This window comes from Streptomyces sp. NPDC097107, from assembly GCF_044762405.1.
Taxonomy (GTDB): Bacteria; Actinomycetota; Actinomycetes; order Streptomycetales; family Streptomycetaceae; genus Streptomyces; species Streptomyces thinghirensis.
In genome coordinates, this window is the sequence record NZ_JBIWEF010000010.1 from 36,560 (window position 1) to 52,559 (window position 16,000).

The window sequence follows — 16,000 nt, forward strand, 5'->3', positions numbered from 1 at the left end:
GGGACGCGCCCGACACCTTCGGCGATCGTTCAGCGGACGACCTGACACCGCCCCCGACGCTCAGCCGCGCAGTCGCCGGGCGAGGGCGGCCGTGCCGCCCCGCGCAGGACCCGCCGCGATGACGGCACCCAGCCCGGGCGTCACCGACCTCCTGGGACAGCACACCTAGTCGCGCGCCGCTCCCGGATGCAGGCGTACCCAGCCCGCCCAGGCCGAGGTGATCATGTCCTCGACGTCGTACTTGGCCTTCCAGTCCAGTTCCACGGCGGCGCGGTCGGCCGAGGCCACCACGCGGGCCGGGTCGCCGGGGCGGCGGGGGGTGACCGTCGGGGGGTGGTCGTGGCCGGTGAGGGAGTTGATGCGGTCGATCATCTCGCGGACGGACACGCCCTCGCCCCGGCCGATGTTGAGGGTGAGGGCGCTCCCGGGGGAGGTCTGGAGGGCGCGGGCCGCGGCGACGTGGGCCTCGGCCAGGTCGACGACGTGGATGTAGTCGCGGACGCAGGTGCCGTCCGGGGTCGCGTAGTCGTCGCCGAAGACGCGCGGGGCGGCGCCCTCCGTCAGCTTCTCGAAGACCATCGGGACGAGGTTGTATACGCCCGTGTCGGCGAGCTCCGGGCTCGCCGCGCCCGCCACGTTGAAGTAGCGGAGGGAGGCCGTGGACAGGCCGGACGCCCGGCCGGTGGCGCGGACCAGCCACTCGCCGGCCAGCTTCGTCTCGCCGTACGGCGACATGGGCAGGCACGGCGTCTCCTCCGTCACCAGGTCGACGTCGGGCATGCCGTACACGGCCGCGGAGGAGGAGAAGACGAAGGACGGGACGCCGGCCGCCGTGACCGTCTCCAGCAGGACGCGCAGGCCCTCGACGTTCTCCCGGTAGTAGTGCAGCGGCAGATCCACCGACTCGCCGACCTGCTTCTTGGCGGCCAGGTGCACGACGCCGGTGACCGAGTGGTCGGCCAGGGCGCGCGCGACGCGCTCGCCGTCCAGGACCGAGCCGACGACCAGGGGGACGCCGTCGGGCACCCGCTCGGCGATTCCGGTGGAGAGGTCGTCGTACACGACCGCCTTCTCGCCCGCCTCGGTCATCGCCCTTACGACGTGCGCCCCGATGTATCCGGCGCCGCCGGTGATCAGCCAGGTCATGTGCGGCCGTCCCCTCGTCAGTGGTCCTCGGTGCTGGGTAGTCATGATCCGTCATTCCGGTGCCAGGTGGGCACCGCACCCTTCAGGACGAGGCGGAGGCCGGCTCGGTGCCGTACGCGTCGACGGCCGCCGTGAGCCGGTCGAGACGGGCACGCAGGTCCTGGGCCTCCGCCAGGTCCAGGCCGGTCGCCGCGGCGATCCGGCGCGGCACCTCCACGGCCCGCTCGCGCAGCGCCACGCCCTCCCCGGTCAGCCGCACCTCCACCGACCGCTCGTCGCGCGCGCTGCGCTCCCGGTGGACCAGACCGGCCGCCTCCAGCCGCTTGAGCAGGGGCGAGAGGGTGCCGGAGTCGAGGCGCAGGTGCTCGCCGAGCCTCTTGACCGGCAGCTCGCCGTGCTCCCACAGCACCAGCATCACCAGGTACTGCGGGTAGGTGAGGCCGAGGTCCTTGAGGACCACGCGGTAGACGCCGTTGAAGGCGCGCGAGGCGGCGTTCAGGGAGAAGCAGATCTGCTGGTCCAGGCGGAGCCAGTCCGTTGCGGGCGTGGTCATGGTTCCCAGGGTAGCCGACGGCCTTTGCGTGCAATTTAGTTGTGCACAATTGAATTGAGTGCTCTACTGGGTGCCGTCGGAAGTCACCGCGACACTCCTCCACAGAACCCAGAGAGGGACGGTTTCCCATGGACGCGCTCTACACCGCCGCCGCCACCGCCACCCACGGCCGCGACGGCCGCACCGTCAGCTCCGACGGCACGCTCGACCTCGCGCTCGGCGTCCCCGTCGAGATGGGCGGGAGCGGGCAGGGCACCAATCCCGAGCAGCTGTTCGCCGCCGGGTACGCCGCCTGCTTCGGCAGCGCCCTCGGCCTCGTCGGCCGACAGGCGAAGGTCGACGTCAGCGACGCAGCGGTGACCGCGGAGGTCGGGATCGGCAAGCAGGGCGAGGGCTTCGCGCTCGCCGTCACCCTCCGGGTCGAACTGCCCGAGGGTGTGGACGCGGAGGCCGGCCGCAAGCTGGTCGAGCAGGCCCACCAGGTCTGCCCCTACTCCAACGCGACCCGCGGCAACATCCCGGTCGACCTCGTCATCGAGTAGTCGCGGCCGGGCCGGCGCTCACCCGACCCGCGCCAGCACCTCCCCGGTCCGCTCGCTCCACGCCACCACCACCGCCTCCTCGGGCACCGGCCGCCAGCGGGTCAGCAGCAGCCAGCGGACGTGGTGGCGGCGGACGACGGTGGCGCGCTCGGCGCGGGTCGAGCCGGGCGCGAGATACGCCTCGACGTCGGCCGCCCGCCGCCCGCGCGCCCGCTCGTCCAGCGACGGGTCCGGCCAGGCGGGCGCCGCGAGGTTCGGCCCGTACCCGGCGATGGCGTGACCGGCGTAGTAGCCGTCGGTGATCACGACCTCGCCCGGGCCGATGTGCCGGGCCGCCCACTCGTACGCCGGCCAGTTCGGCGGCTGCTCGAAGCCGACCGGATCGAGCGCGCGCGGCAGCACCGCCCCGGCGTGGACCGTGAGGAACCCCAGCAGGGCCCCCGCCGTGGCGGCCGACCCCAGCGCCCTGCGCCACCGCCCCCACGGCCGGGGCGCCGCCAGCTCCACCGCCAGGGCGAACTGCAGCGGCACCAGCGTGAGCCCGAGGATCCGGCCGTAGGTGTAGTGGCCGCTGAACCAGCCGTACGCCACCACCGCGCAGTCCAGCGCGAACAGCAGCACCAGCGGATCCCGCGCCGACCGGCGTCCGCGCAGCCAGAGCGCCGGGAGCCCGAGCAGGGCGAGCCAGAACTCCCCGGGCAGGTCCAGGTACAGGATCCGGTGCATCCCGTCCACGCTGTCGTCGCCGGCCAGCGCGAACACGTCGAAGTACGGCCACACCGCCGCCGACGCCACCGCGACGCCGCCCGTCAGCGCCCACCGTCCGGCGACCGCCCCGCGCCACCCGCGCTGCCATCCGGCCACCAGCGACACCGCGCCGAGCGCCGCCGCCACCGCCGTGATCGGGTGGACGAGGAGGATCAGGCCGTAGAGGAGGCCGAGTCCCGCGTATCCGGGCAGGCCGCGCAGGCCGCTCGGGCCCACGTACCGCACCCGGCGCGGATCCCGCGCCCGCGCCCCGGTCAGCGCCCAGGCCCAGAAGGTGAGCCCGATCGCGAAGGCCGACGGGTAGCCCAGGTTGCCCGTCATCGACATCAGCCCGAGATAGCCGCTCCACCAGGCGCGCTCGGTCCCCCACAGCAGCGTCATCGCGCCCAGCGCCAGCACCGGTGCCCACGGGCGCGGGGACAGCACCCGCACGAACCGGCCGAGGCCCGTCAGCAGCACCAGCAGGTTCACCGGCCCGGCGAGCCGCACCACCTCCCAGCCGCCCAGCCCGGTCAGCCGGGCGAACAGGCCCTGCGCCAGCGCGTACGGCGAGTAGTACGCGCTTCCGGCACCCGGCAGGTCGGCCATCGGGTGGCGGGGGCGGAGGAGGTCGGCCTTCAGGCGCTCGACGACGGCCGCGTGCTGGCCGGCGTCACAGCACAGCGGCACCGCCCAGTACGCCAGCGTCATCAGGAGGAAGAAGAGGAAACCCGCACTCTGGTACGGGGTGGGACGCCAGACACGGCCGCCGCGCAGCGCCGTCGCTCCGCGCACGGAACGCCGGACGAGGACGCCGGCGCTCACGGGACGGTCGAAGGGTGGGGCATTCGGGACATTTGGCGTATGTTCCCGATGATCCCGCCGGCGTCAACGAGTTGACCTCGCGTCACCCCATCGAGTGCGGGTCAGCTGGTCGCGCGCGCCCGGTCCGCGTGCCCCTGCGACGGCAGCGCCACCCGCCCCCGCACCACCGGCTCCAGCAGCAGCGGCACCCCCACCACCGGCAGCAGCCACGCCAGCACGATCAGCCGCCCGCCCCAGATGTCGATGTCCGGATGCCCGGCCTGGGTGAGGATCCCGGTGAACGCCGCCGCGACCACGAAACCGCCGACCGCGCCGCCGCGCCGCAGCGCGCCCCACGCCCCGGCGGCCAGGGCCGCGACGAACAGCGGCTCCCACGCCTGCCGGCGCAGCCACTCCACCCAGAAGTTGCCCTGCAACTGCCAGAACTCCGGCCACGGGTCCGCCCGGTCGGGCCGGGCGAAGTGGCCGGTCAGCAGGTCCTGGAGGCTGTCGGACACGGACGGGTAGTGCAGCAGCCGGGCCAGGGCCATGGTGACGACGGCGCCTGCCAGACCCACCGCCGCGAGCGCCGGCACGTCCCGGCCGAGCGGCCGGCCCCGCCGGTGCCGCCGCAGGGCGATCAGCGCGCCCGTCGCCGCCAGGCACGCCCCGAGGAACAGCGCCTGGGAGTGCTTGACCGTGAAGAGCGCGAGCAGCGACCCGGCGACCAGCGCGTACCCGGCCCGCGCGCGCCCCGCCCGCAGCACCAGCGCACAACCCCACACCGCCGCGAGGGTCAGCGCCATCAGCAGCCCCTCGGTCATCGGGCGCATGGCGGTCGTCCCGCACGGCAGCACGTAGTACAGGCCCTGCCCGGCCAGGGCGAGCGGTACCGACACGGACAGGGTGCGCAGGACCAGGAAGGCGAGGACGCCGCCCGCGCACGCGATGACGACGCTCGCCGCCCACAGCCCCCACGTCGCCCCGAAGGCCAGGACGAACGGCACCAGGAACACCGGGTAGCCGGGCCGCGCCTCGAAGATCCGCATGAAGCGTTCCTCCATGTACGGCACGGTGTGCCCACCGGTCTGCCCCGCCTCCAGCCGCGGCTCCACGTGCCGCCACTCCCGCTCCCGGCACTCGTCCACGACCCGGTCGGTGGGGTCGGGGCGGTGGAAGTGGACCACGTGCACGCTCTGGTTCCGCCGGGCCGTCGACGCCTGGCTCGTGCACACGTAGTCGATCGTGGCCGCCGCCACCCCGCGCTTGCTCCCGCCGCCGAGACTCAGGGCGTACGACAGGTAGTTCTTGGTGTCGGGGGTGTCCCGGCCGGTGACGTTCGCGAGCTGGAGCAGGGCGAACACCGCGGCCAGGAGCAGCACCCAGGTGCGCGGCCTCACGACGAGGTCAGCAGGGAGCGGACGGCGGACGGGACGGCCCGGGCACCGGGCACGCCGACGGGCTCCGGCATCTGCTCGCCCAGCATCAGCGTCCGGACGACCCGCTCGGCGGCCAGCCCGTCGTCGTACTCGCAGAACCGGGCCCGGAAGGCCGACCGCAGCCGCGCCGCCTCCTCGTCCCGCCACGCGCCGGACGCCAGCAGCCACGCCAGCTCCCGGTAGGAGCGCGACACATGGCCCGGTGCCTCGGCGGTGATGTCGAAGTAGGCGCCGCGGCTCGCCGTGTAGGCGCCCCAGTCGTCGGCGTGGATCACGATCGGCCGGTCCAGGACGGCGTAGTCGAACATCAGGGCGGAGTAGTCGGTGATCAGCAGGTCGGAGGCGAGCATCAGCTCCTCGACGTGCGGCTCGTCCGTCGCGTCGATCAGGACGCCCCGCCGGTGCAGCTCGGTCAGGCCCATGCCGCGCGCCGGGCCGGTGGCGAGGGACGGGTGCAGCCGGACCACCAGGGTGTGGCCGTCGCCGAGGTCGGCGGCGAGCCGGGCCAGGTCGATCCGCTCCACGTGCCCGCCCCGCCGGTACTCGCGGCGGGTCGGCGCGTACAGCACGACGGTGTGCCCCTCGGGGACGCCCAGCCGTTCGCGGACCCGGCGGCCGTCCTCCGGGGCGGCGCCGACCAGCACGTCGTTGCGCGGGCTGCCGGTGTGCACGGACGTGAAGTGGCACGGGTACGCCCGCTCCCACACCCGCTCCGCGTACCGGCCCGCGACCAGGCTGTAGTCCCAGCGGTCGGCCCGGCGCAGCATCTGCGGCACGTCGACGCCGTACCGGGCGCCGGGCCGCCCCAGCAGATCGGCGCCCATGTACTTGAGCGGGGTGCCCTGATGGGTGTGGATGTGGACGCTGCCGGGACGCTTGGCCACGGCACCGGGCCAGTTGACGTTGTTGACGAAGAACGTGGCCCGCTCGGTCACCCGGCGGTAGGCGGCGCTGCCCAGGATGACGTGCTCCGTGTCCGGCGGCAGCGCCGCCGTGTCCGCCGCGCACTCCTCGTCGCGCACCACCCACACCCCGCGCAGGTGCGGGGCGATCTCGCGGGCCTTGCGGTAGACCGCCGCGGGGTCGCCCAGCACACCCCGGTGGGAGAACGCCGAGTACACGGCGAGGCCGGCGTCCAGCGGGCGGCGGCGGTTCACCGCGGTCCGCACCCGCCCCGCACGCCCGGCGGCCACCGCGCGCGCCTGCCGCGCCCGCCGCTCCAGCTCCCGGCCGGCCCGCCCGGACTGCCGCCGCACCAGGTAGGCGGCGTATCCGCCGTTCAGTACCCGCAGCCCGGCCGGGATCTCGGCGCCCTCCGGCCGGTACGCGCGGAACATCTCGGCGGTGCGGCGGAAGAACTCGGCCTTGTCCGACGGGGGCAGCCGGTCCGGCTTGGACAGGATGTCCAGGCAGTGCTCACCCATCTTGGCGTGCAGGAACGGCCGCCAGCTGGCCAGCTCCGGGCGGGCGTCGAGGAACGCGAAGACCCGCTCGTACTGCGCGTGGACGTCGAAGTGCCTGCGGCTGGTGGTGGAAAGGATGTTGCCCTGGCGGCGCTGCCGGTAGTTCAGGCAGATGCGGTCCAGCGTGGCGATCCGCCCGGCGCTGAACATGACCGGGAAGGTCCAGGGCGTGTCCTCGTAGTAGCCCGGCGGGAAGGTGAAGCCCTCCCGCTCGACGAAGCCGCGCCGGTAGACCTTGTTCCAGACCACCATCAGCAGGTCGAGGATCCCGGGGTGCTCGGCGGCCGTGAAGGTGCCGTCGCCCGCCTCGGCCAGCACCTCGGCCAGGACGTTGCGCCGTGTGCCGCCCCACCAGTAGGTGCGCGCGTAGTCGAACACCAGGACGTCCGGGCCGTCCGGGCCGTCCGGGTCGTCCGGGTCCTCCGTCTCCGCGAGCCGGTCGGCCATCGCGCGCAGGGCGCCCGGGGTGAGGGTGTCGTCGCTGTCGAGGAAGAAGAGGTAGTCGCCGGTGGCGTGCGGCAGCCCGGCGTTGCGGGCCCGGCCGAGGCCCACGTTCTCCTCCAGGTGCAGCACCCGCACCCGCTCGTCGCGGGCGGCGTACTCGTCGAGGATCGCGCCGCAGCCGTCCGGCGAGCAGTCGTTCACGGCGATGACCTCGATGTCCCGGTAGGACTGGTCCAGGACGGAGTCGAGGCACTCGCGCAGGAAGCCCTGCACCTTGAAGCAGGGGATGATGACGCTGAAGCGGGGCACGGCGGGGTCAGCTCCTTACAAGGGTGGCGGCGGGGGCCGGGACGCGCTCCGCGAGCGGGATCACGGGCGGCAGCGCCTCGGGCGGCTCGCCGAGCAGCACCCGGCGCACGACGCGCTCGGCGGCCCGGCCGTCGTCGAACTCGCAGAACCGCTCCCGGAAGGCCGCCCGCAGCGCCGCCGACTGAGGACCCGCGTACGAGCCGTCGCGAAAGACGCCGGCCAGCTCCTCCGGCGTCCGCGCCACCGGTCCGGGCGGCGCCGCCAGCAGGTCGAAGTAGACGCCGCGGGTCTCCCGGTAGACGTCCCAGTCGTCGGCGTACACGACGATCGGACGGTCCAGGTTGGCGTAGTCGAACATGATCGACGAGTAGTCGGTGACCAGCGCGTCGGCGGCCAGGCACACGTCCTCGGAGGAACGGTGCGAGGTCACGTCGATGATCCGGCCGCTGCCCCGCCTGCCGCCCCGGTCGTAGAAGTAGTGGGCGCGCAGCAGCACCACCACGTCCTCGCCCGCCGCCTCGCAGAAGGCCTCCAGGTCCGGGCCGCCCGCGCCGAAGCCGCTCTCGTAGTCCCGGTGCGTGGGCGCGTACAGGACGGCCGTCTTCCCCTCCGGGACGCCCAGCTCGCGCCGGACGCGGGCGACGTCGCCGGCGGTCGCCGTGCAGTAGACGTCGTTGCGCGGATAGCCGTACTCCAGGTGCTCGTAGGAACCCGGGAAGGCGCGCTCCCACACCTGGGTGGAGTGGCGGTTGGACGAGATGTTGTGGTCCCAGCGGTCCACGCGGCCCAGCAGCTTGGCGAAGCTGCCGCTCGCCGCCGCCACCACCGGGTACGTCGACTGGTCGACGCCCATGGTCTTCAGCGGGGTGCCGTGCTGCGTCTGCACGTGCACGCTGCCGGGGCGCTTGACGACGCCCTCGGCGAAGTTGGCGTTGTTGACCAGGTACTTGGCGCGGGCCAGCACCTCCCAGTAGCGCCGGCTGCCGATGACGGCGTGCTCGACGTCGTCGGGGACCGTGTGCGCCTGGTCGGGCTCGACCAGGAACACCGAGCGCAGGTGCGGGGCGAGTTCGCGGGCCTTGGCGTGGATCGCGGCCGGGTTGCAGGCGTAGCCGCGGCCCCAGTACGCGCAGTACACGACGAGGCCCGCGTCCAGCGGGCGGCGCAGCGCGCGCCGGTAGCGCAGGCGGGTGCGCAGTCCGTGCGGGCGCGGCAGGCGCCGCAGGACGCCGGTCGCCGCCCGGTTGGCGGCGCGCAGGGCGCGGAAGCCCGCGTACGAACCGGACGCCAGCAGCCGGTGCTGCACGCCGAGCCGGCCGCCCGGGGGCCGGAAACCGGCGGGGCGGTGGCACCGGTAGAGGCGGCTCGCCCGGCGGAAGAAGGTGCGGCGCTCCCGGCGGGTCAGGCGCCGCGGATGGGTGGCCGTCTTCAGGATGGCGGCGAAGAGCTGCTCGAACAGCGGTCCGCGCCGCTCGTCCGGCAGCCCCCGCCCGGCGGCGTGCGCGAGCGCCAGTTCGGCCTGGTCGAGGAGGTCGGCGTGGTGCTCACCGGGCAGGTTCAGCCGGTTGCCCTGCCGCCGCACCAGATGCCGTACGACGACGGAGCGCAGCACGGCCACGCGCTCGGCGCGCGCCGCGACCAGGGCGCCGAAGCCGACGTCGGTGAAGTGCCCGTCGGGGAAGTCCAGCCGCCGCTCGGTGAGGAAGGTACGGCGGTACACCGCGCTCCAGGCGGGCAGCCGCACGCCGGTGAGGTGCGGGGCGCGGCCGGGGGCGAAGACGCCGTCCGGTGCCTTGGCCAGCAGCGGGGCGGCCGGGTTGGTCGGCTCGCCCTCCCACCAGGGCACCCGCTCGTGCTCGAAGTGCAGCACGTCGACGCCGCCGGTGTCCGCCAGCCGAGCGTCCAGCGCGGCCAGCGCGCCCGGCGCGAGGACGTCGTCGCCGTCGAGGAACAGCAGGTACGCGCCGGTCGCCGCCCGCATCCCGGCGTTGCGCGCTCCGGCCAGCCCGGCCGACGGCGGCGAGTGCACGGGCGCCACCCGGCAGTCCCGCTCGGCGCGCTCCACGGCGACGTCCGCCGCGACGAGGTCCGGGGCGTCGTGGACCGGGATCAGCTCGAAGTCGCCGAAGGACTGGGCGAGGACCGAGTCCAGCGACTGGGACAGCCGCCCCGCGACCCCATGGGACGGGACGATGATGCTGAAGCGGGGCATACTGCTCTTTCTCTCGTTCCACTGGTCCTGCGGGAGTCACCCGTCGGACGGGAGCCCCCGCCCGGCGGAAGCCGCCCCCGCCGCTCGTGCCGTCCGGCGGCCCGGCCGTCCCGTCGGCCGCCAGGTGGGCGGCCGGGTCGGAGTGGGCCGCGACGGACTGCGGGGCATGCGAACTCCCGGTGGGCAAACGGCGATCAGAGGCTGTCGGTGACGGTGCGGGGGCCGGCGGGTTGCGGCACCGTGGCCAGCGGGGTGCGGGCCAGGGCCGCGGCGGCCGAGGGCGCGGGGTGCCGTTCGGCGAGCGGCACGACCCGCGGGAGGTCCGTTTCGCCCAGCACCACGCGGCGTACGACGCGCTCTGCGGCGCGGCCGTCGTCGTGCGGGCAGAACCGCTCCCGGAAAGCGGCCCTGAGCCGGGCGGACCGGGAGCCGCGCCACTGGCCGCCGGCGAAGATGCCGATCAGTTCGTCCTCGTCCCGCGCGATCGCGCCCGGCGGGAAGGCGCGCAGGTCGAAGTAGGTGCCGCGAGTCGCCTCGTAGGCCTCCGGCTCATCGGCGTGGATCACGATCGGCCGGTCCAGACCCGCGTAGTCGAACATCAGTGCCGAGTAGTCGGTGACGAGGGCGTCCGAGGCCAGGCAGAGCGACTCCACGCTCGGGTGGCCGCTCACGTCGAGGATCCGGCCCCCGGGCTCGGCGAGCGGACCGCCGTGGCGGGGGTGCGCGCGGGCCAGCACCATGAAGCGGGGGCCGAGGCGGGTGAGGACGCGCTCCAGGTCCAGGGCGGCGCGCTGGGTGCGCCGGTAGTCGCGGTGGGTGGGCGCGTAGAGGATCGCGACCGTGCCCTCGGGGATCCCGAGCGTCTCGCGCAGCCGGGCCACGTCCGCGGGCGTCGCCCGCTGGAGGACGTCGGTGCGGGGCTGGCCGTACTCCAGCGTGGTGTAGCCGCCGGGGTGGACGCGTTCCCAGGTCAGGGTGGAGTGACGGTTGGCGGAGACGACGTAGTCCCAGGAGTCGACGTCGCGCAGCAGCCGGGCGAAGTCGGTGCCGACGGCGGCGGCAGGGCGTTCCTGGAGGTCCAGGCCCATGTGCTTGAGGGGCGTCCCGGCCTGCGTCTGGATCAGCACCTGGCCCCTCCGCTTGACCAGGCCGGCGTCGAAGGAGGCGTTGTGCACCAGGTAGCGGGAGCGGGCCAGCGCCGTCCAGTAGGCGGCCGTGCCGGGCGTCAGGCGCCGGGTGCCGGTCGGGACGGTGTGGTGGTGCGCGGGGTCGGCGGCCCACGCCGTGCGGATGTGCGGCGCGAGGTCGCGGAGCGCCTCCTCCAGCGCGCCCGGGTTGCAGCCGTGCCCCCGGCCCCCGTCGGCGGCGAAGACGGCACGGTCGGCGCGCAGGGGAAGGCGGCGCTGGACGCGGTAGTGCAGGCGCAGGGCGGCGGTCCGCGCGGTGCGCAGCAGCTTGGCGGCGCCCTTCACCGTCCGGCGGCGCAGGGCCGACGCCTGTCGCAGGGCCTCGTAGGTGCGGCGCAGGCCCAGCCGGAGCAGGGCGTGGCGCAGGCGCACCGGCAGCGGGGCGGGGGCGCCGGGGACCCGGTAGCGGCGGCAGTGGACGCGGGCCCGGCGCAGGAACTCGCCGCGCAGGGAGCGCGGGAGGCGGTCGGGGCGGGTGAACACCGTCGTCAGGTGGTCGGCCATGCGGCGGTAGAGCACCGGCCGCCAGCGGGCCGGTTCCGGGTGCGTCTCCAGGAACGCGAAGACGCGGTCGTACTGCTCGAAGACGTCCATGTGACGCTCGCTCGGCGTGCCCAGGATGCTGCCCCGCCGGCGCTGCCGGTAGCGGACGCAGACCCGGTCCAGGGTGGCGATGGAGTCCGCCGTCAGCAGGACCGGGTAGGTCCACGGTGTGTCCTCGTAGTAGCCGGGCGGGAAGGTGAAGCCCTCGCGCTCGGCGAACTCCCGCCGCACCGTCTTGTTCCAGGCCACCATCAGCAGTTTCAGCAGCCCCGGCCGGTCGGTGAGCCGGAACGGCGCCGGGCCCCGCTCGGTGAGGTGCCGGGCGGCCCGGTTGCGGACCGCGTCGCCCGACCAGAACGTGCGCGCGTAGTCGTAGACCAGGACGTCCGGCTCCCCGGTCTCCTTCACCCGGTCGGCGATGGCCCGCAGGGCGTCCGGGGCGAGGGTGTCGTCGCCGTCGAGGAAGACCAGGTAGTCGCCGCTCGCCCGCTCCATCCCGGCGTTGCGGGCGGGGCCGAGGCCCTGGTTCTCGGGCAGGTGCACGGCGCGTACGCGCGGGTCGCGGGCCGCGAACTCGTCGACGATCGCGCCGCAGGCGTCCGGCGAGCAGTCGTCGACCGCGATCAGTTCGAGGTCCGGATACGACTGGGACAGCACCGACTCCAGGCACTCGTGCAGATACGCCTGAACCTGGTACGCGGGGACGATGACACTGAACCTGGGCACGGGAACATCCATGGGTCGGCGGGGTCGGCGCGGGCGCTCGGCCCGGGAACGGCCGATGGAGTGACTTGGTTACGGCTCCTGCGGCATTCGGGGGACCCCGTGCCCGCGGGAAGCCCCCGTACGAAGGAGGGGGCGGGCCGGTGTTCGGCCCGCCCCCTCAAGGGTGCTGTCGCGGCGACTACTTGACGGCGCCCGCCATCACTCCGGAGACGAACTGCCGCTGGAACGCGAAGAACACGGCCAGCGGGATCACCATGGAGATGAACGCTCCCGGCGCCAGTACGTCGATGTTGTTGCCGAACTGCCGTACCTGCGTCTGCAGGGCGACCGTGATCGGCTGGCTCCCGGAGTCCGAGAAGATCAGCGCGACCAGCATGTCGTTCCACACCCACAGGAACTGGAAGATGCCGAGGCTCGCGATCGCGGGCCCGCCCAGCGGCATCACGACCCGCAGGAAGAGCCGCAGTTCACCCGCGCCGTCCAGCCGGGCCGCCTCCAGCAGCTCCCTCGGGATCTCCGCGAAGAAGTTCCGCAGCAGGAAGACGGCGAAGGGCAGGCCGAAGCCGACGTGGAACAGGATCACGCCGAGGACCGACCCGAACAGGCCGACCTTGCCGAAGAGTTCGGCGATCGGGATCAGCGCCACCTGCACCGGGACGACCAGCAGCCCGACCACGGCCAGGAACCACCAGTCGCGGCCCGGGAAGTCCATCCACGCGAAGGCGTAGCCCGCCAGCGACCCGATGACCACGACCAGGACCGTCGCCGGGACCGTGATCATCACGGTGTTGAGGAGGGAGGAGGTGATGTCGCCGTTCCTCAGCAGCTCCTCGTAGCTCCGGAAGGTGAGCTGGGACGGCTTGGTGAGGACCTCCCACCAGCCGCTCGCCGCCATGTCCCGGGGCGTGCGCAGCGAGGACAGCAGCAGGCCGATCGTCGGGACCAGCCAGAACAGGCCCACGACGATCAGGAACACCCGGACCAGCCCGCCGCTGACGCCCTCGGCGAGCCGTGACCCCAGCGACCGCTTCGCCTCGCGGGCCGTCCCGGGTGGTGCCGGCGCCGTCTTCGTGGGGGAGCCCGCGTCCGTGGTCATCGCCGCACCTCCCGCCGCAGCCGCCTTACGTTGAACCACATCACCGGGATGACCAGCAGCAGCAGGAACACCGCGATGGCGCTGGCGATGCCCGGCTGGTCGGAGGCGAAGCCCTTGCGGTACAGCTCCAGGGCGAGCACGTTCGCGTCGTCCTGGGAGGAGCCGGGGGCGATGATGAACACCAGGTCGAAGACCTTCAGGACGTTGATCATCAGGGTGACGGCCACGACCGCCAGGACCGGCGCCAGGAGGGGCACCGTGACCCGTCTGAAGACCTGCCACTCGTTGGCGCCGTCGACCCGGGCCGCTTCGAGCAGCTCGCGCGGGACTCCGGCCAGCCCCGCCGCGATCAGCACCATCGCGAAGCCCGCCCACATCCACACGTACGACCCGATGATGGCCGGCGTGACGAGCGAGGGGCCGAGCCAGTTCAGGCCGTTGTAGGGCTCCTTGAAGTTGTCGGCGGGGAGTCTGAGCTGCGCCCCGTCGGCCGCGGCGGGCAGGGTGAACGTGCCGTCGCCGGACGCCGTGGTCCGAGCGACGACCTCGCCGTCCCTGACGGCCTCGATCTTCATCCCGGCGTAGCCCAGCTCGGCCCCGTCGACGCCGTTGAGCTTCCCGACGCCCTTGCCGCGGGTGAAGTCCTGCCAGGTGGTGCCGGTGATCTTCCCGTCCTCGGGCTTCGCGGGTACGGCCTTCTCCGCGCCGTCCGGCATCATGTCGGGGGCGACACCGACGAGGGGGAGGACCACGGTCCCGCCCGCGCTCACCGGCTCCTTGGTGATGAACGCGCCGCCGCCGGCCGGCTCCAGCGGCGACTCGCGGCCCGGGTGCGCCTTCGGGAACGCCGACGACTCGGCGAACGTGTCGTGCACCCCGACCCACACCGCGTTCGCGACGCCCTTGTCCGGGTCCTGGTCGTAGACCAGGCGGAAGATGATGCCGGCCGCCAGCATCGAGATCGCCATCGGCATGAAGACGACCAGCTTGAACGCCGTGCCCCAGCGCACCCGTTCGGTCAGCACCGCGAAGATCAGTCCGAGCGCGGTGGCGACCGTGGGCGCGAACACCACCCAGATGATGTTGTTCTTCAGGGCGGTGCGGATGCCGTCGTCGGTGAAGAGCGCCTGGTAGTTGTCGAATCCGGCGAAGCCGTCGCCGGACTGGTCGTAGAAGCTGCGGATCAGCGAGTACCCGATCGGGTAGACCACGAGCGCGCCGAGCAGCACCAGGGCGGGCAGCAGGAACAGGGCCGCCACGGTTCTGCGGGTGCCGGTCACGCTCTTGCGCGACTTGGGGGCGGCAGGGCCCCGTGAGGCTCCTGCCGCCGTGTCCGACGTCATCGCGTCAGCCTCCGTAGGCGGCGGCCGCGTCCGCCTCCAGCCGCTGCTGCGTGCCCGCGATGTCCTTCGGGTTCTTCAGGAAGTCCTGCAGCGCCTTCCACTCGCCCTTGCCGGGCGTGCCGCCGAAGGCCTGCGGGGCCTGGTCCGACATGTCGAAGCGGAAGTCGTCGCCGGCCGCGACCAGCGCCTCGGCGATCTTCTTCTGCACGTCGTTCGGGTACGCCGACGCGTCCACGTTCTTGTTCGGCGAGAGGTAGCCGCCGAGCTTCGCCTGGATCGTCGCCGCGTCCGGCGAGGCCAGCCAGGTGGCCAGTGCCTGCGCCGCCTTCGAGTCCTCCAGGATCACCGCCGCGTCGCCGCCGGAGACCACCGGCGCGGTGTCACCGACGGCCGGGAACGGGAACACCTTCGCGTCCGTACCGACCTCGGCGTCCGTCTCGGCGATGTTGACCTGCACGAAGTCGCCCTCGTAGACCATGCCCGCCTTGGGCTGGTCGCCGCCGGTGAAGGTCTGCGTCACCGAGGCCGGGAACTCGGTCTGCAGCGCGCCGGACGCGCCGCCCGCGACATGGTCCTTCTTGCCCCAGATCTCGGCGAGGGTGGTGAGCGCCTCCTTGACGGACGGATCCGTCCACTTGATCTCGTGCGCGGCGAGCTGGTCGTACTTCTCCGGGCCCGCCTGCGAGAGGTAGACGTTCTCGAACCAGTCGGTGAGGGTCCAGCCGTCCGCGCCGCCGACGGAGAACGGCGTGACGCCCGAGTCGTAGATCGTCCGGGCGGTGGTGAGGAGTTCGTCCCAGGTCTTGGGCTCGGCCGCGCCCGCGTTCTCGAAGACCTGGGCGTTGTACCAGATCAGGGACTTGTTCGCGGCCTTGTAGTAGACGCCGTACTGCTTGCCGTCGACCTTGCCGATCTCCTGCCAGCCCGGCGAGTAGTTCTCCGTCAGCTCCTTGGTGGCCTCCGCGCCCAGCGGCTTGGCCCAGCCCTTGTCGACGGCCTGCTTGATGGCACCGGGCTGCGGGAGCATCGCCACGTCCGGCGGGGCGCCGCCCGCGATCTTCGAGCCGAGGAAGTTGATGATCGGGTCCTGAGCGGGCACGAAGGTCACCTTGGCGCCGGTGCGCTTCTCGAACTCGGCGAGGACCTTCTTGAAGTTCTCCTGCTCGGCGCCGGTCCAGACGGCGGCGACCTCCAGGCTCTCGCCGTCCAGCTCGGGGAGGGTGACGGCGGCGGCCGGCTCCTTGTCGCCGCTCCCCTGACCGCCGTTGTCGCCGCCGCCGTTGTCGTCGTCGCCACCGCATGCCGTGAGCGAGAGCGCGAGCGCTCCCGCGGCGAGGGCGGCGGCGGCCCGAGTGGTCCTCTTGACGGTCCTGCCTGATCGGATGGTGCTGCTCGTGCGCATCACTGCCCCGTTCTTCGTTCCTCGTCGAACGTTCGGCGCTGTCC

General features: G+C 73.4%; 11 protein-coding genes. 1 reads left to right on the forward strand and 10 read right to left on the reverse strand.

Translation table 11 applies throughout. The features are described from left to right. Nucleotides 1-165: 165 nt before the first annotated feature. Nucleotides 166-1,146, reverse strand: a complete 981-nt coding sequence (galE, locus tag ACIQ1J_RS23820; protein ID WP_210960769.1) for a UDP-glucose 4-epimerase GalE — start codon at nucleotides 1,144-1,146, stop codon at nucleotides 166-168. 82 nt (nucleotides 1,147-1,228) lie between these two features. After that, on the reverse strand, nucleotides 1,229-1,699 hold the full coding sequence (locus tag ACIQ1J_RS23825; RefSeq protein ID WP_403559790.1) for a MarR family winged helix-turn-helix transcriptional regulator: 471 nt from the start codon (nucleotides 1,697-1,699) through the stop codon (nucleotides 1,229-1,231). A 128-nt stretch (nucleotides 1,700-1,827) separates the two neighbouring features. Here ACIQ1J_RS23825 and ACIQ1J_RS23830 point away from each other — a divergent pair, with 128 nt between their 5' ends. Further along, nucleotides 1,828-2,241, forward strand: a complete 414-nt coding sequence (locus ACIQ1J_RS23830; RefSeq protein ID WP_403559793.1) for an organic hydroperoxide resistance protein — start codon at nucleotides 1,828-1,830, stop codon at nucleotides 2,239-2,241. Between the two features lie 18 nt (nucleotides 2,242-2,259). Here the strand turns inward: ACIQ1J_RS23830 and ACIQ1J_RS23835 are convergent, their stop codons facing one another. The 8 genes from ACIQ1J_RS23835 to ACIQ1J_RS23870 form a co-directional block, all read right to left on the reverse strand. After that, nucleotides 2,260-3,813, reverse strand: a complete 1,554-nt coding sequence (locus tag ACIQ1J_RS23835; protein ID WP_403559796.1) for a hypothetical protein — start codon at nucleotides 3,811-3,813, stop codon at nucleotides 2,260-2,262. 101 nt (nucleotides 3,814-3,914) lie between these two features. Further along, nucleotides 3,915-5,192, reverse strand: coding sequence for a hypothetical protein (locus ACIQ1J_RS23840; protein WP_403559798.1), 1,278 nt, complete (start codon nucleotides 5,190-5,192; stop codon nucleotides 3,915-3,917). After that, nucleotides 5,189-7,447, reverse strand: coding sequence for a CDP-glycerol glycerophosphotransferase family protein (locus tag ACIQ1J_RS23845; protein WP_403559800.1), 2,259 nt, complete (start codon nucleotides 7,445-7,447; stop codon nucleotides 5,189-5,191). The genes ACIQ1J_RS23840 and ACIQ1J_RS23845 overlap by 4 nt, the downstream gene beginning before the upstream one ends. Nucleotides 7,448-7,454: 7 nt before the next feature. Continuing rightward, a complete protein-coding gene (locus tag ACIQ1J_RS23850; RefSeq protein WP_403559802.1) occupies nucleotides 7,455-9,659 on the reverse strand; it encodes a CDP-glycerol glycerophosphotransferase family protein in 2,205 nt (734 codons plus the stop codon). A gap of 194 nt (nucleotides 9,660-9,853) precedes the next feature. Then, nucleotides 9,854-12,115 carry a CDP-glycerol glycerophosphotransferase family protein gene (locus tag ACIQ1J_RS23855; protein ID WP_403559804.1) on the reverse strand — a complete coding sequence of 754 codons (2,262 nt, stop codon included), beginning with the start codon at nucleotides 12,113-12,115 and terminating at the stop codon, nucleotides 9,854-9,856. Nucleotides 12,116-12,293: 178 nt separating this feature from the next. Continuing rightward, nucleotides 12,294-13,211 (reverse strand): carbohydrate ABC transporter permease, encoded by a 918-nt coding sequence (locus tag ACIQ1J_RS23860; protein ID WP_403559806.1) that lies wholly within the window; start codon nucleotides 13,209-13,211, stop codon nucleotides 12,294-12,296. Continuing rightward, on the reverse strand, nucleotides 13,208-14,554 hold the full coding sequence (locus ACIQ1J_RS23865; protein ID WP_403559808.1) for a carbohydrate ABC transporter permease: 1,347 nt from the start codon (nucleotides 14,552-14,554) through the stop codon (nucleotides 13,208-13,210). The genes ACIQ1J_RS23860 and ACIQ1J_RS23865 overlap by 4 nt, the downstream gene beginning before the upstream one ends. Before the next feature lie 4 nt (nucleotides 14,555-14,558). Continuing rightward, on the reverse strand, nucleotides 14,559-15,956 hold the full coding sequence (locus ACIQ1J_RS23870) for an ABC transporter substrate-binding protein (protein ID WP_403559810.1): 1,398 nt from the start codon (nucleotides 15,954-15,956) through the stop codon (nucleotides 14,559-14,561). Nucleotides 15,957-16,000 lie beyond the last annotated feature (44 nt).